Raw genomic sequence first — 21,004 nt, forward strand, 5'->3', positions numbered from 1 at the left:
CCGAGGGCCGGAAATGCGCGCGATCCTGGCGCGTCACGCCGGAGGTCGGCAACGATCCGGACTATCCCGACGTCACGCCCCGCGACGCCCGCGCCCTGCGGGAGTGGGACGCGGCGCACGCGGCCGCGAGCGCGGCGTGAGCGGATCGGAACCGTCTCTCTCCCCCCTCCGCGGGGGAGGGTGGCCCGCGAAGCGGGTCGGGACAGGGGAGCGCGTGGCCGGCGCGGCGCGCATTGCCGCGGATCCGATCCGGTCTTTCCGGATCTGCGCAACAGCGCCCCGGGATGACGGGGAGGGTGGGGAAACCCCGTTCGCGACCCGTCCGCGTTCCGTCGCCGTCGCGACGGAAGATGGGGCTACCCGATGACGCCCGTGCGCCTCGGACTCCTCGCCCTGCTCACGACGCTGATCCTCGATCAGGCCTCGAAGCTGGGGCTCTACTTCGGTACCGACCTAGTGCTGACCCAGCCCTGGCGCTTCGGCCCCTACGCCGAGTTCGTCGTGGTCTGGAACAGGGGCGTGTCCTACGGCCTGTTCCAGCAAGAGGGCGGCATCGGCCGCTGGCTGCTGGTGGCGCTGTCGCTCGCGGCGGCCCTCGGCCTCAGCGTGTGGATGACCCGCACCGGTTCGCGCCTGCTCGCGACCGCGCTCGGGCTGATCGCCGGGGGCGCGCTCGGCAACGCGATCGACCGGGCGGCCTACGGCGCGGTGTTCGACTTCGTCCACCTGCATGCCGGGGCCTGGTCCTGGTACGTGTTCAACATCGCCGACGCGGCGATCGTGGCGGGCGTCGTCGGGCTGATCCTCGACAGCGTGCTGCCGGAGCGGCGCCCCGGCCTGCCGGGCGAGCCGCCGCCGGCGTGACCGGGAGACCACATCCACAGCCACCTGTCGCCGGCGGCTGGCCGGGAGCGGTCAAGGCGCCATACGATCGCCGGAAACCGGTCCCAGACCCGAAGCGCCGGATCAGGCCGTCATCCGTGCGGCCGCTTCGAGAACCCCGGAACGGGGATCGGGCATCGGTGGGCAAGCTGCGGGGCATCATGATCGGGTATCGGGAGCTCATTCTCATGGCGGCGGCGGCGATCGCCCTGCCGTCGACGGTCCAGGCCCAGGAAACGGGCGAATTGCTGCGCAACACCTTGAGCGGCATCGGCCTTCTCGAGAAGCCGCAGGCGCCGATCGAGTATCGCGAGCGCGCGCCGCTGGTGATGCCGCCCAAGCTCGACGGGAAGTCCCTTCCGGCGCCCCGCGCCGGCGCCGCCTCGGCGCAATGGCCCAAGGAACCCGAGGTGGTCGAGCGCGAGCGCGCCGCCGCCGAGCGCCGTCTGCCCAAGGGCAGCCAGGCGCAGGGTCGCTACGAGGACAACAACGCGACGCTCTCGATCGACGAGATGCGGTCCGGCCGGCGCGCCGACGCCAACCTGACCCGCGAGATCGAGCGCAAGCCCGGCGAGAACAGCCGCGAGGATTCCTGGGTCAACCCGCTCGACCTGATCCGGGGGATCGGCAACGAGAAGACGGAGCCGGCGGCGGCCGAGCCGTCGCGCGACGTGCTCACCGACCCGCCCAAGGGCTATCGCCAGCCGCCGCGGAAGATCGTCCGCAACACCACCGACCCGATCAACAACCCGACCCGCGAGCGCGACGAAGCCGATCCGGGTGTCTATCTGCGTGAGCAGCGGGCGCGCTGAGGTGCGGATGTGACACACGGCGCGTCTCGGTTCCGCACGGGACCGGGACTGGCAAATCCGGTACGGGACTTGCCAATTTAGATACGGGACGTGCCATTTTAGACGATGCCGGCGCGCTCGGAGCCCCGCATCGAACCAGAAACGGACGGTCCCTCGGGGCCGCACGAGGGAAGACGGAATGCATCTGCTCAGGAAGGCGACGCCCACCCTGTTCCCGGCCGGCGGCCGTTTCGCGAATGCGGGACGCGCCGAGGCGGCGCCGTTCGGGCGCTCGGAAGCCGGCGGGCCGGAGGTGTCGGCCTTCACCCTCGACAACGGCCTCGACGTGGTGGTGGTGCCCGATCACCGCGCGCCCGTCGTCACCCATATGATCTGGTATCGCAACGGCTCGGCCGACGATCCGCTCGGCCAGTCGGGCATCGCCCACTTCCTCGAGCACCTGATGTTCAAGGGCACCGAGAAGCACCCGGTCGGCGCCTTCTCCAAGGCCGTCTCCGGCCTCGGCGGCCAGGAGAACGCCTTCACTTCCTACGACTACACCGCCTATTTCCAGCGCGTCGCCCGCGACAACCTCGACACGATGATGGCGTTCGAGGCCGACCGCATGACCGGCCTCGTCCTCGACGACGCGGTGGTGGCGCCGGAGCGCGACGTGGTGCTCGAGGAGCGCCGCATGCGGGTCGAGACCGACCCGTCGGCCCAGCTCTCGGAGGCGATGGCCGCTTCGCTCTTCGTGCACCATCCCTACGGCATCCCGATCATCGGCTGGATGCACGAGATCGAGGAGCTGAACCGCGGCCACGCCCTCGACTACTACAAGCGCTTCTACACCCCCGAGAACGCGATCCTGGTGGTCGCCGGCGACGTGACGCCCGACGAGGTCCGGCGCCTGGCCGAGGCGACCTACGGGCGCGTCGCGCCGCAGGGCGCCCGCCCGATCCGCGTCCGTGCCCGCGAGCCGGAGCCGAAGGCGCTGCGCCGCCTCGCGGTGGCGGACCCGAAGGTCGAGCAGCCGACGCTGCAGCGGCTCTACCTCACCCCGTCCTGCATCACCGCCCGCGACGGCGGCTGTCACGATCTCGAGCTGCTCGCCGAGGTGCTCGGCGGCGGCTCCACCTCCTATCTCTACCGCAAGCTGGTGATGGAGAGCGGCCTCGCGGTCAACGCGGGCGCCTGGTACATGGGCTCGGCGATCGACGACACCCGCTTCTCCGTCTACGCGGTGCCCGCCGAGGGCGTCAGCCTGGAGAAGCTGGAGGCCGAGGTCGACCGCGTGCTGCGGCGCGTGCCGTCGGATGCGCTGAACGCCGAGGCGATTGAGCGGGCCAAGACCCGCCTCGTGGCCGAGACGGTGTATTCCTCCGACAGCCAATCCTCGCTCGCCCGCATCTACGGTTCCGCGCTCGCCATCGGTGAGACCATCGAGGAAGTGCGGCGCTGGCCGTCCGACATCGAGGGCGTCACCCGGGAGCGCCTGGCCGAGGCGAGCGAGCGCTGGCTGACGCCGTCGCGCTCGGTCACCGGCTACCTCGTCAAGTCCAGCGACCCGGACGCACCGATGGCCATCGCCGCCGAGTAGGGACGTTCGGCCTGCGGCGCCCGGCGCCGCACCCAGACATCAAGAACAACGAGGTCGTCCATGAACTTCGCCGACACCGACCTGGCCGAGACCCCGGTCCGCTCCAAGGCGAGTCCGGCCAAGGCGCTGCCGATCCAGACCGCCGCCGGCATCGAGGCGTGGCACGTCGAATCGCCGGTGGTGCCGATGATCGCCCTGGCCTTCACCTTCGAGGGCGGCGCGGCGCAGGACCCCGAGGGCAAGTCGGGCTGCGCCCAGATGCTGGCACGCCTCCTCGACGAGGGCGCGGGCGATCTCGGCTCCGACGCCTTCCAGGAGCGGCTCGCGGCGCGCGCCATCGAGCTGTCGTTCCATGCCGGCCCCGACGCGATCGGCGGCTCGCTGAAGATGCTGGTCAAGCACGCCGACGAGGCGATCGAGCTGCTGGCCCTGGCGCTCGCCAAGCCGCGCTTCGACGCCGACGCGATCGAGCGGGTCCGCGGCCAGGTGATCGCCGGCCTGCGCTACCAGCAGAACGATCCGGGCGTGATGGCCTCGCGCCGCTTCTTCGCTGAAGCGTTCGCCGGGCACGCCTACGGACGCCCGTCCTCGGGCACGATCGAGGCGGTCTCGGCGATCACCCGCGACGACCTCGTGGCGATGCATGCCCGGCTGCTCGGTCGCGGCGCGGTGAAGGTCGCTGCCGTCGGAGCGATCGGCGCCGAGCAGCTCGCCGCGAGCCTCGACCGCGCCTTCGGTGCGCTGCCCGAGGCCGGCGGCCTGCGCGCGATCGAGCGGACCACGGTGGGCGACCTCGGCAAGCGCGTCGTCGTCGATCTCGACGTGCCGCAATCGGTGATCCGCTTCGGCATGGCCGGCGTCGCCTGGCGCGACCCCGACTTCATTCCCGCCTACGTGCTCAACCACATCCTCGGCGGCGGCGCCTTCACCTCACGCCTGTTCCAGGAGGTCCGCGAGAAGCGCGGCCTCGCCTACTCAGTCGGGACCTCGCTGGTCAGCCACCGCTCGGCGGCGATGACCTGGGGCTACACCGCGACCAAGAACGAGCGCGTCGGCGAGGCGCTGTCGGTCATCGGCGACGAGATCAACCGCCTGATCGCCGACGGCCCGGACGACGAGGAGCTGCAGAAGGCCAAGGACTACCTGACCGGCTCCTACGCGCTCGGCTTCGACACCTCGACCAAGATCGCCCACCAGCTGGTGCAGATCGCGTTCGAGGGCCTCGGGATGGACTACATCGAGCGCCGCAACGCCCTGGTGTCCTCGGTCACGCAGGACGACATCCGCCGCGCCGGCGCGCGGACCTTCGCCGACGGCCGGATGCTGGTCGTCGCCGCCGGGCGGCCGGTCGGCCTCTGACACAGGCTCGATGACCCCCGTCGTGGGGACTGTTCCATCTCTTCGCGGTGCCGCACGTTCTTTCGCCGGACCGGCGACCGCTTCGACGGAAGATGCTCTCGCCGATGCAGCTCACCGGGATCCACCATCTCACCGCCATCACCGCGCGGGCCGCGGAGAACCACGCGTTCTACACCCGCGTTCTCGGCCTGCGGCTCGTCAAGAAAACGGTGAACCAGGACGACGTCTCGGCCTACCACCTGTTCTACGCCGACGGGCTGGCCTCGCCCGGCACCGACGTGACCTTCTTCGACTGGCCGGCGCCGCCCGAGCGACGCGGGACGAACAGCATCACCCGCACGCACCTGCGCGTCGCCGGCCCGGCGGCGATCGACGCCTGGCGCGAGCGCCTCGCGCGGGAGGGCGTGGCCCACTCCGAGCCGGTCGCGCGCGACGGACGACTGACCCTGGATTTCGAGGATCCGGAAGGCCAGCGCCTGAGCCTCGTCGACGACAGCGGCGCGGGCGATGCGCACCCCTGGGCCGGCAGCCCGGTGATGCCCGAGCATCAGATCCGGGGGCTCGGCCCGATCCGCCTCGCCGTCGTTCAGCCGGAGCGGACCGGCTCGGTGCTCGTGGACGTCCTCGGGATGCGGCATGACCGCAGCTTCGAGGCGCCAGAGGGAACGGTCCACGTCTTCGCCATGGGGGAGGGCGGGTCGGCCGCCGAGGTGCAGCTCGTCGGCGACGCCTCCGCCCCCGCCCGCCAGGGCGCTGGCGCGGTGCACCACGTCGCCTTCCGCATCCCCGATGCGGATTACGCAGCCTGGGCCGACCGGCTCAAGGTGCGGCGGATGCCGTCGAGCGGTCCGGTCGACCGCTACTACTTCCGCAGCCTGTATTTCCGCGAGCCGAACGGCATCCTGTTCGAGATCGCCACCGACGGCCCCGGCTTCACCGCGGACGAGCCGCTCGACCGGCTCGGTCAGGGCCTCGCCCTGCCGCCGTTCCTCGAGCCGCGGCGCGCCGAGATCGAGGCCGGGCTGAAGCCGCTCTAGGTCGGACCGCCGCGGGTATTAAGAGCGATTCCAAACAGTTGCGGTTGCATGGCTGTGTGTCGTCGGCGCGTCTTGACCTGCGTTCCGCACCTGCGAAAAGACCGCCAAACCCATTGGGATTCGGGACACCTCAGTCGATGAGCAAGTTCTACGAGGAGCGCGTTCTGTCGGTCCACCACTGGACCGACACGCTCTTCTCCTTCCGCACGACCCGCGATCCGGCCTTCCGCTTCCGGAACGGCGAGTTCACGATGATCGGCATCGAGGTCGAAGGCCGGCCGCTGCTGCGTGCCTACAGCGTCGTCTCGGCCAACTACGAGGAGGAGCTGGAATTCTTCTCGATCAAGGTCGAGGCCGGCCCGCTCACCTCGAAGCTGCAGCACCTCAAGGTCGGCGATCCGATCATCGTCGGCAAGAAGCCCACCGGCACGCTGGTGCTCGACAACCTGCTTCCGGGCAAGAACCTCTACCTCCTCGGCACCGGCACCGGGCTCGCGCCCTTCATGTCGATCATCAAGGACCCGGAGACCTACGAGCGCTTCGAGAAGGTCGTGCTCGTCCACGGCTGCCGGCAGGTGCAGGAGCTCGCCTACGGCGAGACCATCACCGAGAGCTTGCCGAAGCACGAGTTCCTCGGCGAGATGATCAGCGCGCAGCTGATCTACTACCCGACCGTGACCCGCGAGCCGTTCCGCAACCGCGGCCGCATCACCGACCTGATGACCTCGGGCAAGCTGTTCGAGGATATCGGCCTGCCGAACATGTCGGTCGAGAACGACCGCTTCATGCTCTGCGGCAGCCCCGACATGATCCGCGACACCCGCGAGCTGCTGACCAACGGCGGCTACGAGGAGGGCAACCACGGCGAGGCCGGTCACTACGTGATCGAGAAGGCCTTCGTCGAGAAGTAGGGTCTTCCGGGACCCGCCGAGAACCACCGTCGTCGTCCCGGGTCGGCGCAGCGGGGCCCGGGATCCAGAACCGTCGAAGGCGCAAGCTGGAGCACGACCTGCGGTTCCGGAGCGCGGGTTCGCCTTCGGCGCCCCGGGATGACGGGGAGGGCATGGCCACCGTGATCGCTCGCGCGATCGTTTCGGGCAGCTGCGCCCTTCTCAATCCCGCGCCGGAATCCCCACCAGACCCCGCACCTCCTGAGCCAGATCCGACAGGCTGACCGAGCCCTTGCTGATCACCCGGTCCGCCTGCCCGGCGAGCCGGCGTCGGTCCTCGGCCGTGATGTCCTTGGCGGTGAGCACCACCACGGGGATGTCGCGCCACTCCGCCCGCGTCCGCAGGGCGCGCAGGAAGCCGAAGCCGTCCATCTCCGGCATCATCAGGTCGAGGAGAACGAGGGCGGGCTTCTCCCGCGCCACCTCCTCCAGCGCGATTTTGCCGTGCTCGGCCGAGCGCACCGGAAAGCCCTCGCGTTCCAGGAAGGTCGTCACGCGCTCCCGGGCGTCGGGATCGTCCTCGACGACGAGGATCGGTCCCTCGGCGTTGCCGGGACGGAACCGGTCGGTGACGGCCTTGAGGTGCCCCCACTCGATCGGCTTGTGCAGGTAGTCGGTGGCGCCGAGCGAGAAGGCGAGGTTCTGCTCGTCAAGCACCGTCACCATGATGATCGGCGTCGCGCCGAGCTCGGGGTCGGCCCGGAGCGCGCGCAGCACCGACCAGCCGTCCATCCGCGGCATGGTCACGTCGAGGAGGATCGCGCGGGGACGCAGGGCCCTGGCCCGTTCCAGGCCCTGGCGTCCGTCTTCCGCCGTGGAGACCACGAAGCCCTCCTTCTCGAGGAAGCGCGCGAGCAGGTCGCGCGTCGCCGCATCGTCGTCGATGACGAGGATGCGGTTTCCCACCGCCGTATCCTCCCCGTGTGCCGCTCCGGCGTCGGGGCCGGAGAACTGCGCCGGCAGGATCAGCGTGAAGGTGCTGCCTGCGCCTTCGCGGCTCGCGACCTCGACGGTGCCGCCCAGCAGCTCGGCGAAGGCGCGGGTGATCGAGAGGCCGAGCCCGGTGCCGCCGAAGCGCCGGGTCGTGGAGGCGTCGGCCTGGGTGAAGCGCTCGAACAGCCGCCCGACCTGCTCGTCGGTCATGCCGATCCCCGTATCGCTGACCGCGAAGCAGAGCCTGGCCTCCGCATCGCGCGTCACGGTAAGGCCGATGCGGCCGTTCTCGGTGAACTTCGCCGCGTTGCTCAGAAGGTTGATCAGGCACTGGCGCAGCTTGGTCACGTCGGTATGCGCCGTGCCGACGTCCTCGGCGATCGTCAGGTCGAGAGCGTTCTCCTTCTTGGCGATCAGACCCTCGACCGTGGCGGCGACCTCGGCCACGACCTCGGCGACGGAGAAGTCCTCGGCGTAGATCTCCACGCGCTCGGCCTCGATCTTCGACAGGTCGAGGACGTCGTTGATCAGCCCGAGAAGGTGGCGGGCGTTCGACTCGATCTTCTTCATGTCGGCGATCAGCGAGGGCTCGCCGAGGTCTTCCAGCTCCTCCTGCAGCATCTCGGAATAACCGATCACCGCGGAAAGCGGCGTGCGCAGCTCGTGGCTCATGTTGGCCAGGAACTGGCTCTTGGCGCGGTTGGCGTCCTCCGCCGCCTGACGAGCCGCCTCGACGGCGGCCTCGGCCGCCTTGCGCTCGGTGATGTCGGTATGCGTGCCGACCCATTCCCGCAGGCGCCCGTCCTCGGCGAGGATCGGCACGGCGCGCACCGCCATGTGGCGGTACTCGCCGTCGGCCCGGCGCAGGCGGTGCTCGGTCTCGTAGGGCTGCAGCGTCGAGACCGCCACGGTCCAGGCCTCGGCCGTATGCGCCCGGTCGTCCACGTGGATCGCGTCGAGGAAGCCCTCGCCGCCATAGGCCGCGTCGTCCTGGCCGGTGAAGCGCGTCCAGGAGGCCTGCCGCGGGTGCAGGGTGCCCTCGGCCGTCGCGGTCCAGACGATCGACGCGCTCGCCTCGATCAGCGAGCGGAAGCGCTCCTCGCTGCGGCGCATGCGCTCCTCGACCATCCAGCGCAGGGTCTCGTCGAGAACGACGATGCCGACGCCCTCGATCGCCGGCTCGACCTCAGAGGAGGTGCCGCGGAGGGGATAGAAGCTCATCGAGAAGCGGCGCACGCCGCCGGGGGCCGAGGGCGTCGGGACGGCGACCGGCACGTCGGGCGTCACCAGCCCTTCGTGGAGGGCCGCGGCGAGCTTCGGACCCAGGGCGTCGGCGAGGGTCGGCAGCATCGCCCAGATCGGCGCGCCGAGGTCGGCGCCGAAGCCGCGCTCGCTCATCACCGCCAGCGCCCGGTTCATGTGGCGGATCTTGAGATCGCGGTCGAGGAAGCCGAGGCCGACGGGGGCATTGGCGAGCACCCCGTCGAGCAGGCCCGACATCCGCATCGCCTCCCGGCGGCGGACGAGGGCGAGGCGGGCGAGGAGCACGATCGCCACGACCGCGCAGACCGCCGTGAGGATCGACAGCAGCAGGGAACGCGCGGCGTCGCGGCTGCGATCGGCCTCCATTCGCCGGGCGATCGAGGCCTGCAATCCTGCGGTCTCGGCGCGGATCGCGTCCATCTGCTGCTTGCCGACGCCGGTGCGGACGATCTCGGTCGCCGCATCGAAGCTCACGTCCCGCCGCGCGGCGACGACCCGGGCCGCGAAGTCACGCTTGTCCGCGATGAGAGCGGCAAGGGACGTCCCGCCCTGGCGCAGCGGCACCTGGGCGAGGCTGCCGAGCCCGGCGAGACCGGTGTCGATCGCGCCGAGCGCCTTCTGGTAGGGCTCGAGGTAGACGTCGCCGCCGACGAGGACGTAGCCGCGCTCGCCGGTCTCGAGGTCCTTCACCGCCGAGAGCAGCCGCTCGAGCCCCGAGATCCGGGTGTTTCCGGCCGCGACCGCCGCGCGGCTCGCCTCGCCGCCGACGTAGTTCCAGCCACCCGCCACCAGGGCGACGATCAGGAGGCCGAAGGCGACCGGCGAGCCGAGCAGCCCGGCGAAGGGCCGTGCGCTGCGCCAGTTCGACCGACGCAGGAACGAGATCGATCGGGGGCTCACCACGCGACGACCATCCCGAACCCGCCCCGCATCGCAGCACCACCCGCGGCGAGCGGGTGTTTCGTATCGGTGATCATCTCGGGCGCCTCGGATCGGCCCGGCGACGTGCCGAGGCGACCTGCGCAGACATAGACGGGCCGGGGCGGTTGTCGAAGCCTTACCCGTCGAAGCTCGGGCGGCCGCGAAGCCGCATCAGGTCTCGACGAGGCCGGTCGTGGCGCCGGAGGCTTCCGAATCCGCCCGTCCATGCGGCAGGGCGAGGTATTCGGTCGATCGCATCTCGATCAGGCGGGACACGGTGCGGTCGAACTCGAAGGCCTCGCGGCCCTCGCGGACCGTGTAGAGGTCCTGCGCTTCCGCCGCGGCCGAGGCGACGAGCTTCACGTGGCGGTCGTACAGGGTGTCGATCAGGGTGATGAAGCGCTTGCACTCGTTGCGGTTCTGCTCGCCCATCACCGGGATGTCCTCGACGATCACCGTGTGGAAGGCCCGGGCGATCGCCATGTAGTCGGAGGCCCCGAGCGGCTGGGCGCAGAGGTCGGCGAAGGAGAACCGGGCGACGCCGGCCGCCTCCTGCGGCACCGGCACGGCGCGGCCGTGCACGGCGATCGTCGCCGACCGGCCCTTGGCCTTCCCGGTCAGCCCCTTGAACGCGGCATCGATCGCGGCCCGGGCCTCCGCGTCCGCGGGCACATGGTAGACCGGTGCGCCGCCGAGCTTCTCCAGGCGGAAATCCGTGCGCGAATCCAGGCGCAGCACCTCGACCCGGTCCTTCAGCTCCTCGACGAAGGGCAGGAACAGCGCGCGGTTGAGGCCGCCCTCGTAGAGGCGGTCCGGCTCGACGTTCGAGGTCGCGACCACCGTCACGCCGCGCCTGAACAGCGCGCCGAACAGCCGGCCGAGGATCATCGCGTCGGCGATGTCGGTGACCGTGAACTCGTCGAAGCACAGCAGCGTCGCCTCGTCGGCGAGCGCGTCGGCGACGGGGCCGATCGGGTCGTCGCCCTTCACCTCGCCGCGCTTCAGCGCCTGGCGGTAGGCGTGGATGCGCTCGTGCGCGTCGGCGAGGAAGCCGTGGAAGTGGACGCGGCGCTTCGGCCCGGGGGCGGCCTCGTGGAACAGGTCCATGAGCATGGTCTTGCCGCGCCCGACCGAGCCCCAGATGTAGAGGCCCTTCGGCGGCCCGACGCTGTCCTTCCGCGAGAACAGCCAGCCGAGCGCGCTGCCCTTCTTGGCGCGACGCCTCCGCTCGAGGTCGAGGACCAGGCGGTCGAGGGCGCGCACCAGCCGCGCCTGGGCCGGGTCGCGCTCGATCGCGCCGGAGGCGATCAGCGCCTCGTAGCGATCGTGGACGGGGCCGGGAGAAAGCGCACCGTTGCGCGCATCGGCGGAGGGCGCATGGCTCGGCGAGGTTGGGCTCACGGCTTCCGGCTCACGACCACGGGATCCTGCTCGGCATCCGCGCGGTGCTGCAACGCGGGACCCGTCCCAACCGTCTGCCGCGCGCGGGCGGGTCGATCAACCCCGCGTCGCACCGCGATGCAACAGAAGTGGTTCCATCCCCTGCATGCATGTCAGCCCTCGCGACGCGATGCGACGACGAATTGTTGCATTGCACAATCGGCTTGGCGGTGCGAGACCCTGCCTGCCTCGAGGGAGGGCACGCCCGGATGCGCGCACCCAGCGCGCCGATACCGGAGACCTGCACATGGCATTGCCCGAGCCGAAACCGGCGGGACACACGATCCGACGCCTGCGCGCGAGCGACCGCGCGCAGATCCTCGCCTACTTCCTGCGCCTGGACCCCGAAACCCGCGCGAACCGGTTCATGGGAAGCGTCGGCGAGGCCGGGATCCGTGCCTATGCCGAGCGCGCCGTCACGGCCGACGGATTGATCTTCGGTGCCTTCGTGTCCGGCACCCTGCGCGGGGTCGCGGAGCTGCGACCGTCCGGCCCGGGTGCGACGCCGCTCGACCTCGGCAGGCAGGCCGAGGCGGCCTTCGCGGTGGAGCGCGCCTACCGGCGTCGCGGCATCGGCGGGGCGCTGTTCGCGCGGATCACGGAAGCGGCGCGCAATCGTGGCGTCGGCGATTTGCACGTGCGGTGCTTGGCCATGAACGGACCGATGCGCCGCCTCGCGATCCGGCACGGCGCCGACTTGCAGGCCAGCGGGACGGAGGCCGAGGCCGCCGTGCACCTCGAACGGCCCACCCCGTTCTCGCTCTGGCACGAGAGCATCGCCGAGGCGTTCGACCTGACGATCGCGGCGCTTCAGTCGCGAAACCCGCCGCCCGCGTGAGAACGATCGCGCCCCCGCTCAACCGATCGGGTCGGCCACCAGGGCGAAGGTGAGCAGGTCGACCGAGGCGGCCCCGCCGCGCAGCAGGGCGCGGGCGGCGGCGTTGGCGGTCGCGCCGGTGGTGGTGACGTCGTCGACGAGGAGGACGCGCCGTCCCTGGATGCCGGCCCGATGCGCCGCCGGCACCCGGAAGGCGCCCTGAAGGTTCTCGGCACGCCCGGCGCGAGTCAGCCCGACCTGCGAGCGCGTCGCTTTCACCCGCGCCAGGGCCTGCGGCAGGAACGGCAGGCTGCCGGCCCGGGCGACCGGCCACGCCAGCAGCGCCGCCTGGTTGAACCGCCGCCGCCACAGGCGCCAGCGATGCAGCGGCACCGGCACGACGCAGTCGGCCTCCGCGATCAGCGCCGCGCCGGACGCCGCCATCATCGCGGCCATCGCCTTGGCGAGGTCGAGGCGGTCCTGGTACTTCAGGCGATGGACGAGGCCGCGGGCGGTGTCGTCGTAGAGCGCCACGGCGCGGGCCCGCGCGAAGACCGGCGGCTCGCTGATCGCCCGCGGCGACAGCAGGGGACCGATTCCAAGATCGACGGCGAACGGGGTGCCGTACCGCGCGCAGCACGGCTCCTCGATGAAGCGCAGGCCGGCCCAGCAGGACGGGCAGAGCGCGCCGGGATCGGCGGTCGCTGCGCCGCAGCCGGCGCAGGACGGCGGGTAGACGAGACCGACCAGGGCGCGGGCGACGCGACCCAGAACGGCGAAAGGCCGCGCGCCCTTCGACGCACGGCCGATGTCGATGCTCGACGTCTCAGGCGCCTGCACGGCCCGATCCGTCCGCCGCGTCGACGCGATCGGGAGCGCGCCTCAGCGCGTCGTCGGCGCGGTCTGGTCGTTGCGGCGGGCCTCGGCATTCGCGCGATGGCGGCCGATGGCGCAGCCGGCCGCGGCGCCGACGAGCCCATGATGGCCGGCATAGTGCCCGGCGATCCCGCCGACGATGGCGCCCTTGATGCAACCCTTGGCATCGGCGGCCGAGCCGAAAGCGACGATCGAGAGGGCCAGCGCGGCCCCGGACAGGAAGCGGATCATGGGATGGGACTCCGGTACGCGGCCGAGCGGCCGATGGAACTGACCAGGAACGGCGACGCCCCGGTCTCGTTCCACCCTCTCAGAAGTGTGATCGTCGTCCGGGCCTCGCCACCCGTCGGTCGCGCCGCTGGCAAGACAGCGATCCGAGCGCCATGTGATGGGGCAGATGACAGCGCCTTCGCCCCTGTTCGACACCGTCCTCGCCCGCCGACGCCTGGCGCGGGCGCAGCGTGCGGGCTTTGCCGATTTCCTGATCGCCCGTGTCGCGGAGGATCTCGACGATCGCCTCGGCGCGGTGCTGCGCGACTTCACCCGAAGCCTCGATCTCGCGACGCCGACCGCGGCGGCCGCGCGCGTCCTGTCGGCGCGTTACCCCGACGCAACGGTCCTGCGCCTCGCGCCGATCCTGGACCGGGCCGTGCCCGGCGTCCGGCAGGTGGTCGCCGACCCCGAGGCGCTGCCGGCCGCGCCCGAGGGTTTCGACCTCGCCGTGTCGCTGCTGGCGCTCCAGGGCGTCAACGATCTTCCCGGGACGCTGGTGCAGCTCCGCAATTCGCTTCGCCCCGACGGGCTGTTCCTCGGCTGCCTGCTCGGCGGCGCCACCCTGAACGAGCTGCGGGCGAGCTTCGCCCAGGCCGAGAGCGAGGTCGAGGGCGGCGTCAGCCCGCGGGTCGCGCCGTTCGCCGAGGTGCGCGAGGCCGGCGCCCTGTTGCAGCGCGCCGGCTTCGCCCTGCCGGTCGCCGACACCGAGACCGTGACGGTGCGCTACGCAGACCCGTTTTCCCTGATGCGGGACCTGCGCGCCATGGGCCTGACCAACGCGCTGGTCGAGCGCCGCCGCACGCCCCTGCGGCGGGCGACGCTGATGCGGATGGCGGACATCTACGCGTCGCGCTTCGCCGACGCGGACGGGCGGCTTCGCGCCAGCTTCGAGATCCTGTGGCTCACCGGCTGGGCGCCGCATGCGAGCCAGCAGGTCCCGCTGAAGCCCGGCAGCGCGAAGGCACGGCTCGCCGACGCCCTCGGCACCATCGAGTTGAACCCGACCGAGAGGATTCCGCGATGAAGCAACCCGGCCCCGACCATCCGATCACCATCACGTCGCATCCGGGCCGCGTCCGGGTGATGCTCGACGGCGTCGCCGTCGCCGAGAGCGAGCGGGCGCTTTCTCTCAAGGAAGCCTCGTATCCTCCGGTGCTCTACATTCCGCGCAGCGATGCCGACCTCTCGCGTTTCACGAAGTCGGCGCGGACCAGCCACTGCCCGTACAAGGGTGATGCGAGCTACTTCAGCCTCGCGGTCGGCGACGCATCGCGCCCCGACGCGGTCTGGAGCTACGAGGCGCCGTTTCCGGCGGTCGCCGAGATCGCCGGGCATCTCGCCTTCTACCCGGACCGCGTCGACGCGATCGAGACGGTGTGATTCGGCCTCACGCCGGCACGAGCGACCAGAACCCGTGCTTGCGTCCATGCGTCGTCCGCAGGCCGGTGCGGTAGGCCTCGGGCGACGGATCGATCGATCCCGGCGTCAGGCGCGGCGCCATCCCGTCGAGGGCCGCGAGGTGGCGGGCGGCATAGGGGTAGGCGCTGCTGCGTCCATCCCGGAGGATGTCGTCGATCATCCGGCGCAGCAGCAGCGTCGCCGCGGCCGGATGATCGGGCTCCAGCGCCTCCGCCGCCAGACCGAGCAGGCGATAGGCCTCGCTCCGCCACTCCGCGCGGCGATCGAAGACGAGGCGCGCCGCGCGGTCGAGGCTCGGCCACGCCACCAGGAAGGCCAGCGCGCGATGGGCATCGTCGTGCCGGGCGACGTGGTCGAGGGCGCGCTCCAGCACCTCCTCGTCCTCGAAATCCGGAAGCTTGGCGATGTGCGCGCGGAGCATGTCGGCGTCGAGCGTCGCTTCGAACCCCTGCCAGCGCAGCGCCTGAGCCTCCTCGCGGCGGTCGAGCGCATCGAGGATGCGGATCTCCAGCCCGATCCGATCGCGGTCCGGGCCGTCGAGCGCCGCATCTCCGGTCGCGAGCATCGCGCGGGTGATCACGCCGCTCCGCGATGATTTCGGGCGGCGGATCCAATCCAGCGCCTCGGCGGCCCGCCCGGCCGCGAGCAGGCGCCCTGCGATCTCGGTCCCGTCGGGACGGCCGGGCATGATCGCTTGCTCGAGCGCGATGTAGGCCGCGATGTCGCCGCGCCGGTCGGCGATGTCCTGACGGACGCGCAGGATGCTCCCGTGGCGGAGATCGGCTCGTGAGGCCGCGGGCCCGTTCGGTGCATCCGCGGCCCGATGCTTCGTGTCCGCCGCCTCAGCAAGCTTCGCATCGAGCGAGGCGAGGGCGGCAGCGGGGAGGCGCGGGACCAGATCGCGGATCAGCACGCCGAACGGCCCGTAGGGGTCGGCGACGAAGCGCGGGATCAGCGTCAGTGCGAACCGCCCGGCCTCGTCCGGCTCGAGCACTGCGGCAATCTCGACCACGGCATCCGAAGCGCGCTCGTAGATCGCCTGGATCGCGCCCGAACCGTCGTCCACGCGGTTGAGCACCGCGTCGGCGCCGCCGAGGAAGCGCACCAGGCGTTCGAGAGCCGCCATGCGATCGAGCGGCGCGAGCTCGGTGAGGATCACCGTGACCATCGCGCCGAGATCCGTGGTGAACGCCCGGCGCTTCTGCCAGTCGATGAAGCCGCGGGCGCCCTCCAGGGCGGTCAGCCGCCGGTCGACGATCGCCGCGACCGCTTCCGGCCCCTGCAGGGAGGCGAGCGCCGCGCTCACGAGCTTCTTGAACGCGGCGTTGCGGGCGGTCTCGGCGAGGATCAGGCCGATGAGCCGATCGGGGGCGAGGGCGGCGAGCGTCTCACGGGACGGCGTCGTGCGGCGTGCACCCTTCGGCAGCTTCGCCAGAACCGGCACGACGTCCGGTTCGGGTTCGGTCTTCGGCTTCCGCGGCACCGAGGCCGCCTTGCGTGCCATCGTTCGACGCGGGACGGGTCTCGATCAGTCCGCGACCTTCGCGGTCGGGCGGTCGTCGCCGCGCGCGGTCTCGTCGTGCCACGCGCCGGCACCGTCCTGATAGCGGATGCCCTCGGTCGAGCCCGGCACCTGCTGCTCGGCCGCGGCGGCCTGTGCCGCCTGGAGGGCCTCGTCGCGGCTCGGAAAGGTCTCCGAGAAGACGTCGCCGACCTTGTAGGCGTATCCGCCATCGTGCTCGACGACGTGATAGGTGACTTCGGACATCGAAAACTCCGGTCTTGAGAACAGGATCTGTCCAGCGCGAACACGGGGGCGACGCGCAGGTTCCGCCGGCCGGGCGATCAGTGCCTGGTCGGGACGCCCCACGGCAGCCGTTCGATCGCCGCCTCGCAACCGGCGATCAGCGAGCCGCGTGGGTCGTCCGCCGCGTAGCCCACGCCGTCGGCGAAGGCGACGACGTGCACCGCGCCGTCGCTCGTCCGGCGGATGCGGGCGACCCAGCCTTCGGGCGCACGCTCGAAGGTGACGTCGTAGGTCGTGCCGTCGCGCTCGATCCGATGCGGTTCCATGACGTTTTCCGTTCCCGCCCGCGCCGCCGCAGCCCTATCTGACGAGAGCCACAGGACGAAGGATATCGATGCCCTACCGCACAACGCTCGCCGCCGCGATCCTCGCGGCCGGTTCGCTTCCGGCCCTGGCGCAGGGCACGGGCTACGCCGGAAGCACGCTGGGGCTCACCGGATCGGGCGTCCCGTCGAATCCGTTCGCGTCGAACTACCCGTCCGCCCCGCCGCCGCGGGCGGTCATCGAGCGGCGCGAGCGCCGCGCGGTCCGCCGCCCCGTGCGCGAGCCCGGGTTGCTGCCCCCGGGCCGTATCCCGGAATGAGCGCGTGGCTCGCCGACGGCGTCGGAATCCACCTGATCCTGCTGCTGGCGAGCCTGGTGATCGGCCTGATCGCCGTGACACGCTGACGAAGGCGTCTCAGGCGTCGCCGACGACGCCGGCCTCGTCCTGCGCCTGCAGCACGTCGGGCCGCGGCATCGAGATGATGTTGTAGCCGGAATCGACGAAGTGGATCTCGCCGGTGACGCCGCCGGAGAGGTCGGACAGCAGGTAGAGCGCCGAGCCGCCGACATCGTCGAGCGTCACGGTGCGCCGCAGCGGCGCATGTGCCCTCTGGTGGTTGAACATCAGCCGCGCGTCCGCGATTCCGGCGCCGGCCAGCGTCCGCATCGGCCCGGCCGACAGGGCGTTCACCCGGATGCCGTCCGGGCCGAGATCGGTGGCGAGATAACGCACGGACGCCTCGAGCGCGGCCTTGGCCACGCCCATCACGTTGTAATTCGGCATCACGCGGGTGGAGCCGCCGTAGGTCAGCGTCAGGAGCGAGCCGCCCTCGCGCATGCGCTTGGCCGCCCGCTGCGCGATCTCGGTGAACGAGAAGCACGAGATCGTCATGGTCCGCGAGAAGTTCTCGCGGGTGGTCACGTCGACGTAGCGACCCTTGAGCTGCGCCTTGTCGGAAAAGCCGATGGCGTGGACGACGAAATCGAGGGTGCCGTCGAAGCGCTCGTCCAGGGCTGCGAAGGTCGCATCCACGGAGGCGAGGTCTTCCACGTCGCAGGGCAGGACGATATCGGAATCGAGCCGGGCGGCGAGCGGCGTGACGCGCTTGCCGAGGGCATCGCCCTGATAGGTGAAGGCGAGCTTCGCACCGTGCTGATGCAGGGTTCTGGCGATGCCCCAGCCGATCGAGTGGTCGTTGGCCACGCCCATGATCAGGCCGCGCTTGCCCGCCATCAAACCCGTCATCCGATCCGTCACTCCCGAGCGATGCGCCTCTCCGGGCGCAGTAGATAGGGACCGACGCTTAGGCGCGGGGGACGGCGCTGTCCAATCGGCAACGAGGAAAAAACGAAAGCCCCGCCATCCGGCGGGGCTCGATGACGGCCGAAGAGGGAGTTCGCGCTAGAAATAGCCGCGCGTCTGGGCCTTGGCGTCGTCGATCAGCGCCTGCCTGGCGTAGATGCCGGCCGAGCCGACGATCACCGCAGCCAGCACGAATCCGATCAGGACGAAGGTCATGCGCGCGCCGCTCCCAGGCATGGCTTTCCGACGAAACCGGAACCGGAAGCATGGGTTCCGGTGGTTAACGATCCCTTTCGCCGCGGATCGTTCCCGAATGCCGTGTCGGTCGCCGCCGGGGGAGGATCGCAGGTCTTGCTCGACGCGTCAGGCGTCGACGTTCTTCAGCACCAGGGTCGCGTTGGTGCCGCCGAAACCGAACGAGTTCGACAGCACGTGCCCGAGCTTGGCCCCGTCCCGGCGCTCGCGCAAAATCGGCATATCGGCGAAGGCGGGATCGAGCTCGTCGATGTGCGCGCTCGCGCTGATGAAGCCGTTGTTCATCATCAGCAGGGCGTAGATCGCTTCCTGGACGCCGGTGGCGCCGAGCGAGTGGCCGGTGAGGGACTTCGTCGCCGCGATCGGCGGGCAGGCCTCGCCGCGGCCGAAGACCTCGCGGATCGCCTCGATCTCCTTCTCGTCGCCCACCGGCGTCGAGGTGGCGTGCGGGTTGATGTAGTCGATCGGTGCGCCCTTCAGGCCTTCCATCGCCTGGCGCATGCAGCGCACCGCGCCCTCGCCGGACGGCGCCACCATGTCGTACCCGTCCGAGGTCGCGCCGTAGCCGGCGATCTCGCCGTAGATCCGCGCGCCGCGCGCCTTGGCGTGCTCGTATTCCTCGAGCACGAGCACGCCGGCGCCGCCCGCGATGACGAAGCCGTCGCGGTTCGCGTCGTAGGCGCGCGAGGCCCGCTCGGGCGTCGCGTTGAACTTCGAGGACATCGCGCCCATCGCGTCGAACAGGACGGAGAGCGTCCAGTCGAGATCCTCGCAGCCGCCGGCGAAGATGATGTCCTGGCGGCCGCCCTGGATGATCTCGGCGGCGTTGCCGATGCAATGGTTCGACGTCGCGCAGGCGGAGGCGATCGAGTAGTTGACGCCCTTGATCTTGAACCAGGTCGCCAGCGTCGCCGACGCTGTCGAGGACATCGCCTTCGGCACCGCGAACGGGCCGACCCGCTTGGGGCCCTTCTCGCGGGCGATCGCCGCCGATTCCACGATCACGCGGGTCGAGGGGCCGCCCGAGCCCATGATGATGCCGGTGCGCTCGTGCGAGACGTCGCCGGCTTCGAGACCCGAATCGCGGATCGCCTGATCCATCGCGACGTGGTTCCAGGCGCTGCCGCCGCCGTGGAAGCGCATGGCGCGGCGGTCGACGATGCCCTCAGGGTCGAGGTCGGGCCGGCCGGAGACCTGGCTGCGGAAGCCGTGCTCGGCGTGGGACCCATCGCGCGTGATCCCGGACCGCCCTTCGCGGAGCGAGGCGAGCACTTCCTGGGTGTTGTTTCCGATGGATGAGACGATGCCCATCCCGGTGACGACGACACGGCGCATGAAAGAACTCGTCTCCACGGCGACGCCCCCCGGATGGGGCGAGCGTCACGCTTCCTCGTCAGCTAGGATGCCGCCGGCCTGTTTCCAACCGGCGAGGACGCGCCTCGTTGCGCGAGACGCGTCGGAATCAGGTCCGCCGCTCAGCTCTGGAACAACGCGACGCGCAGATCCTTGGCCTCGTAGATCCGCTTGCCGTCGGCTTCCAGCCATCCGTCGGCGATGCCGAGGACGAGCTTGCCGGTCCGGACCCGACGCAGGTCGACGCCGTAGACCACCTGCTTGACCGTCGGCAGGACCTGGTCCGTGAACTTGACCTCGCCGACGCCGAGCGCCCGGCCGCGGCCGGGCGAACCGAGCCAGCCGAGATGGAAGCCGACGAGCTGCCAGAGGGCGTCGAGCCCGAGGCAGCCCGGCATCACCGGGTCGCCCTTGAAGTGGCAGGAGAAGAACCAGAGGTCGGGCCGGATGTCGAACTCGGCGCGCACCAGGCCCTTGCCGTGGGCGCCGCCCTCGGCACCGATCTCGGTGATGCGGTCGAACATCAGCATCGGCGGCAGCGGCAGCTGGGCGTTGCCCGCGCCAAAGAGTTCGCCGCGCCCGCAGGCGAGCAGGTCCTCGTAGGAATACTGCGAGGCGCGGGGGGCGGTCTGTTCGGTGTCGGACGTCATGAAGGCGGGTCGGTCCTCGTGTCGCGAGCTTCGGTCGGCGGGCCCGGGCCGGCTTCGGCGCCGGCACGCGTGCCGTACACGGGGCGAACCGCGCACTCGGCGGCCTCGTTAGCATAGGCGCGGAGCCGGTTCCAAGCTGGCGCGAACGATGCGGCCGTCACGCGGAGCGGGGGAGGGCCGACCGCGGCGTGTTGCGAGCCGGCGACCGTTCCCATATACACGAAAGCGAAATTCTTCATCCCTCGCGAGCGTTCAGTCCCTCCGATGTCCGAACTGCTGTCCCTACAGGCCGCGCTCAACGCCCGGATCCCGGCCCTCTCGGGGGATGCATCGGGTGCCGCCCGCCGTGGCTGTCCGCTCTCGGACCTGCGCGACCGCCTGCGGCGCGCCGGCCTGCGCCCGACGCGCCAGCGCCTGTCGCTCGGCTGGTTGCTGTTCGGGCGCGGCGACCGCCACCTGACGGCGGAAATGCTCTACGACGAGGCGATGCGCGCCAAGGTGCCGGTGTCGCTGGCGACGGTTTACAACACCCTTCACCAGTTCACCGAGGCCGGCCTGCTGCGCCAGCTCGCCCTCGACGGGTCGAAGGCCTACTTTGACACCAACCCGTCGGAGCACCACCACTTCTTCCTCGAGGACGAGGGGCAGGTGCTGGACATGCCCGATTGCGGCATCACCGTCGAATCGCTGCCCGACGCGCCCGAAGGCATGGAGATCGCCGGCGTCGAGGTGATCGTCCGCCTGCGCCGCCGGCCCGGCACGCGCCGCCAGAGCTGAGCAGCCGCCGAACCTTCCAGACTCGAGAAAAGGG

Annotated in this window: 21 protein-coding genes and 1 pseudogene; 12 read left to right on the forward strand and 10 right to left on the reverse strand. The window is 71.0% G+C overall.

Going from position 1 to position 21,004, the window contains the following annotated elements:
* The first annotated feature begins 363 nt into the window (after positions 1 to 363).
* From lspA to MKK60_RS01495, 6 genes are all read left to right on the forward strand, one after another.
* The gene (gene lspA, locus MKK60_RS01470; RefSeq protein WP_147728180.1) at positions 364 to 864 is read left to right on the forward strand and encodes a signal peptidase II; all 501 of its coding nucleotides are present in this window, start codon (positions 364 to 366) and stop codon (positions 862 to 864) included.
* Between the two features lie 158 nt (positions 865 to 1,022).
* Positions 1,023 to 1,694 (forward strand): hypothetical protein, encoded by a 672-nt coding sequence (locus MKK60_RS01475; protein WP_313898923.1) that lies wholly within the window; start codon positions 1,023 to 1,025, stop codon positions 1,692 to 1,694.
* Positions 1,695 to 1,872: 178 nt separating this feature from the next.
* Positions 1,873 to 3,273, forward strand: coding sequence for a M16 family metallopeptidase (locus tag MKK60_RS01480; RefSeq protein WP_147841090.1), 1,401 nt, complete (start codon positions 1,873 to 1,875; stop codon positions 3,271 to 3,273).
* Positions 3,274 to 3,333: 60 nt separating this feature from the next.
* Positions 3,334 to 4,632: a M16 family metallopeptidase gene (locus MKK60_RS01485; protein ID WP_147726274.1), complete on the forward strand. Its 1,299-nt coding sequence runs from the start codon at positions 3,334 to 3,336 to the stop codon at positions 4,630 to 4,632.
* 104 nt (positions 4,633 to 4,736) lie between these two features.
* Complete coding sequence (locus MKK60_RS01490) at positions 4,737 to 5,669, forward strand: ring-cleaving dioxygenase (RefSeq protein WP_243983619.1); 933 nt, start codon at positions 4,737 to 4,739, stop codon at positions 5,667 to 5,669.
* A 137-nt stretch (positions 5,670 to 5,806) separates the two neighbouring features.
* Positions 5,807 to 6,580 carry a ferredoxin--NADP reductase gene (locus MKK60_RS01495; RefSeq protein ID WP_147726273.1) on the forward strand — a complete coding sequence of 258 codons (774 nt, stop codon included), beginning with the start codon at positions 5,807 to 5,809 and terminating at the stop codon, positions 6,578 to 6,580.
* 201 nt (positions 6,581 to 6,781) lie between these two features.
* On the opposite strand, the gene MKK60_RS01500 is transcribed toward MKK60_RS01495, so the two are convergent.
* Positions 6,782 to 9,718, reverse strand: coding sequence for a response regulator (locus MKK60_RS01500; protein WP_243983590.1), 2,937 nt, complete (start codon positions 9,716 to 9,718; stop codon positions 6,782 to 6,784).
* 115 nt (positions 9,719 to 9,833) lie between these two features.
* Here MKK60_RS01500 and MKK60_RS28625 point away from each other — a divergent pair.
* Positions 9,834 to 9,881, forward strand: a pseudogene (locus tag MKK60_RS28625) (hypothetical protein); the annotation flags it as partial.
* A gap of 26 nt (positions 9,882 to 9,907) precedes the next feature.
* On the opposite strand, the gene zapE reads toward MKK60_RS28625, so the two are convergent.
* Positions 9,908 to 11,137: a cell division protein ZapE gene (gene zapE / locus MKK60_RS01505; RefSeq protein WP_243983591.1), complete on the reverse strand. Its 1,230-nt coding sequence runs from the start codon at positions 11,135 to 11,137 to the stop codon at positions 9,908 to 9,910.
* A 286-nt stretch (positions 11,138 to 11,423) separates the two neighbouring features.
* Here zapE and MKK60_RS01510 point away from each other — a divergent pair, with 286 nt between their 5' ends.
* A complete protein-coding gene (locus tag MKK60_RS01510) occupies positions 11,424 to 12,014 on the forward strand; it encodes a GNAT family N-acetyltransferase (protein WP_147841088.1) in 591 nt (196 codons plus the stop codon).
* Positions 12,015 to 12,032: 18 nt separating this feature from the next.
* Here MKK60_RS01510 and MKK60_RS01515 read toward each other — a convergent pair whose 3' ends face one another.
* Together MKK60_RS01515 and MKK60_RS01520 are read right to left on the reverse strand one after the other, a co-directional pair.
* Positions 12,033 to 12,764, reverse strand: a complete 732-nt coding sequence (locus tag MKK60_RS01515; RefSeq protein WP_243983620.1) for a ComF family protein — start codon at positions 12,762 to 12,764, stop codon at positions 12,033 to 12,035.
* Positions 12,765 to 12,875: 111 nt separating this feature from the next.
* Positions 12,876 to 13,100, reverse strand: coding sequence for a hypothetical protein (locus tag MKK60_RS01520; protein WP_147726270.1), 225 nt, complete (start codon positions 13,098 to 13,100; stop codon positions 12,876 to 12,878).
* A 166-nt stretch (positions 13,101 to 13,266) separates the two neighbouring features.
* Here MKK60_RS01520 and MKK60_RS01525 point away from each other — a divergent pair, with 166 nt between their 5' ends.
* The gene (locus MKK60_RS01525; protein ID WP_243983592.1) at positions 13,267 to 14,166 is read left to right on the forward strand and encodes a methyltransferase domain-containing protein; all 900 of its coding nucleotides are present in this window, start codon (positions 13,267 to 13,269) and stop codon (positions 14,164 to 14,166) included.
* On the forward strand, positions 14,163 to 14,522 hold the full coding sequence (locus MKK60_RS01530; RefSeq protein WP_243983593.1) for a DUF427 domain-containing protein: 360 nt from the start codon (positions 14,163 to 14,165) through the stop codon (positions 14,520 to 14,522). Before MKK60_RS01525 ends, MKK60_RS01530 begins: the two co-directional genes overlap by 4 nt.
* Positions 14,523 to 14,529: 7 nt before the next feature.
* Here the strand turns inward: MKK60_RS01530 and MKK60_RS01535 are convergent, their stop codons facing one another.
* The 3 genes from MKK60_RS01535 to MKK60_RS01545 form a co-directional block, all read right to left on the reverse strand.
* Positions 14,530 to 16,065 (reverse strand): DUF6880 family protein, encoded by a 1,536-nt coding sequence (locus MKK60_RS01535; RefSeq protein ID WP_243983594.1) that lies wholly within the window; start codon positions 16,063 to 16,065, stop codon positions 14,530 to 14,532.
* 24 nt (positions 16,066 to 16,089) lie between these two features.
* Positions 16,090 to 16,329: a DUF2188 domain-containing protein gene (locus MKK60_RS01540; protein ID WP_147726267.1), complete on the reverse strand. Its 240-nt coding sequence runs from the start codon at positions 16,327 to 16,329 to the stop codon at positions 16,090 to 16,092.
* A gap of 77 nt (positions 16,330 to 16,406) precedes the next feature.
* Positions 16,407 to 16,634 carry a hypothetical protein gene (locus tag MKK60_RS01545; RefSeq protein ID WP_243936341.1) on the reverse strand — a complete coding sequence of 76 codons (228 nt, stop codon included), beginning with the start codon at positions 16,632 to 16,634 and terminating at the stop codon, positions 16,407 to 16,409.
* A 68-nt stretch (positions 16,635 to 16,702) separates the two neighbouring features.
* Here MKK60_RS01545 and MKK60_RS01550 point away from each other — a divergent pair, with 68 nt between their 5' ends.
* Complete coding sequence (locus MKK60_RS01550) at positions 16,703 to 16,951, forward strand: hypothetical protein (RefSeq protein ID WP_147841083.1); 249 nt, start codon at positions 16,703 to 16,705, stop codon at positions 16,949 to 16,951.
* A gap of 96 nt (positions 16,952 to 17,047) precedes the next feature.
* Here the strand turns inward: MKK60_RS01550 and fabI are convergent, their stop codons facing one another.
* The 3 genes from fabI to fabA all read right to left on the reverse strand — a co-directional run bounded on the left by fabI (position 17,048) and on the right by fabA (position 20,193).
* Positions 17,048 to 17,878 (reverse strand): enoyl-ACP reductase FabI, encoded by an 831-nt coding sequence (gene fabI / locus MKK60_RS01555; RefSeq protein ID WP_147727716.1) that lies wholly within the window; start codon positions 17,876 to 17,878, stop codon positions 17,048 to 17,050.
* Positions 17,879 to 18,298: 420 nt separating this feature from the next.
* Positions 18,299 to 19,525, reverse strand: a complete 1,227-nt coding sequence (fabB, locus tag MKK60_RS01560; RefSeq protein WP_243983595.1) for a beta-ketoacyl-ACP synthase I — start codon at positions 19,523 to 19,525, stop codon at positions 18,299 to 18,301.
* Between the two features lie 140 nt (positions 19,526 to 19,665).
* Positions 19,666 to 20,193, reverse strand: a complete 528-nt coding sequence (gene fabA / locus MKK60_RS01565) for a 3-hydroxyacyl-[acyl-carrier-protein] dehydratase FabA (protein ID WP_147727714.1) — start codon at positions 20,191 to 20,193, stop codon at positions 19,666 to 19,668.
* Positions 20,194 to 20,457: 264 nt separating this feature from the next.
* Between fabA and irr the strand changes: the two genes are divergently transcribed.
* Complete coding sequence (irr, locus tag MKK60_RS01570) at positions 20,458 to 20,970, forward strand: Fur family transcriptional regulator Irr (protein ID WP_147727713.1); 513 nt, start codon at positions 20,458 to 20,460, stop codon at positions 20,968 to 20,970.
* Positions 20,971 to 21,004 lie beyond the last annotated feature (34 nt).

The organism is Methylobacterium sp. J-092 (assembly GCF_022829325.1).
Classification (GTDB): domain Bacteria; phylum Pseudomonadota; class Alphaproteobacteria; order Rhizobiales; family Beijerinckiaceae; genus Methylobacterium.

Excerpts from the sequence above, each read along its gene's own strand:
- lspA (WP_147728180.1), top strand. The coding sequence starts at position 364 with ATGACGCCCGTGCGCCTCGGACTCCTCGCCCTGCTCACGACGCTGATC.
- MKK60_RS01480 (WP_147841090.1), top strand. The coding sequence starts at position 1,873 with ATGCATCTGCTCAGGAAGGCGACGCCCACCCTGTTCCCGGCCGGCGGC.
- MKK60_RS01485 (WP_147726274.1), top strand. The coding sequence starts at position 3,334 with ATGAACTTCGCCGACACCGACCTGGCCGAGACCCCGGTCCGCTCCAAG.
- MKK60_RS01490 (WP_243983619.1), top strand. The coding sequence starts at position 4,737 with ATGCAGCTCACCGGGATCCACCATCTCACCGCCATCACCGCGCGGGCC.
- MKK60_RS01495 (WP_147726273.1), top strand. The coding sequence starts at position 5,807 with ATGAGCAAGTTCTACGAGGAGCGCGTTCTGTCGGTCCACCACTGGACC.
- MKK60_RS01510 (WP_147841088.1), top strand. The coding sequence starts at position 11,424 with ATGGCATTGCCCGAGCCGAAACCGGCGGGACACACGATCCGACGCCTG.
- MKK60_RS01520 (WP_147726270.1), bottom strand. The coding sequence starts at position 13,100 with ATGATCCGCTTCCTGTCCGGGGCCGCGCTGGCCCTCTCGATCGTCGCT.
- MKK60_RS01525 (WP_243983592.1), top strand. The coding sequence starts at position 13,267 with ATGACAGCGCCTTCGCCCCTGTTCGACACCGTCCTCGCCCGCCGACGC.
- MKK60_RS01530 (WP_243983593.1), top strand. The coding sequence starts at position 14,163 with ATGAAGCAACCCGGCCCCGACCATCCGATCACCATCACGTCGCATCCG.
- MKK60_RS01535 (WP_243983594.1), bottom strand. The coding sequence starts at position 16,065 with ATGGCACGCAAGGCGGCCTCGGTGCCGCGGAAGCCGAAGACCGAACCC.
- MKK60_RS01540 (WP_147726267.1), bottom strand. The coding sequence starts at position 16,329 with ATGTCCGAAGTCACCTATCACGTCGTCGAGCACGATGGCGGATACGCC.
- MKK60_RS01545 (WP_243936341.1), bottom strand. The coding sequence starts at position 16,634 with ATGGAACCGCATCGGATCGAGCGCGACGGCACGACCTACGACGTCACC.
- MKK60_RS01550 (WP_147841083.1), top strand. The coding sequence starts at position 16,703 with ATGCCCTACCGCACAACGCTCGCCGCCGCGATCCTCGCGGCCGGTTCG.
- fabI (WP_147727716.1), bottom strand. The coding sequence starts at position 17,878 with ATGACGGGTTTGATGGCGGGCAAGCGCGGCCTGATCATGGGCGTGGCC.
- fabB (WP_243983595.1), bottom strand. The coding sequence starts at position 19,525 with ATGCGCCGTGTCGTCGTCACCGGGATGGGCATCGTCTCATCCATCGGA.
- fabA (WP_147727714.1), bottom strand. The coding sequence starts at position 20,193 with ATGACGTCCGACACCGAACAGACCGCCCCCCGCGCCTCGCAGTATTCC.
- irr (WP_147727713.1), top strand. The coding sequence starts at position 20,458 with ATGTCCGAACTGCTGTCCCTACAGGCCGCGCTCAACGCCCGGATCCCG.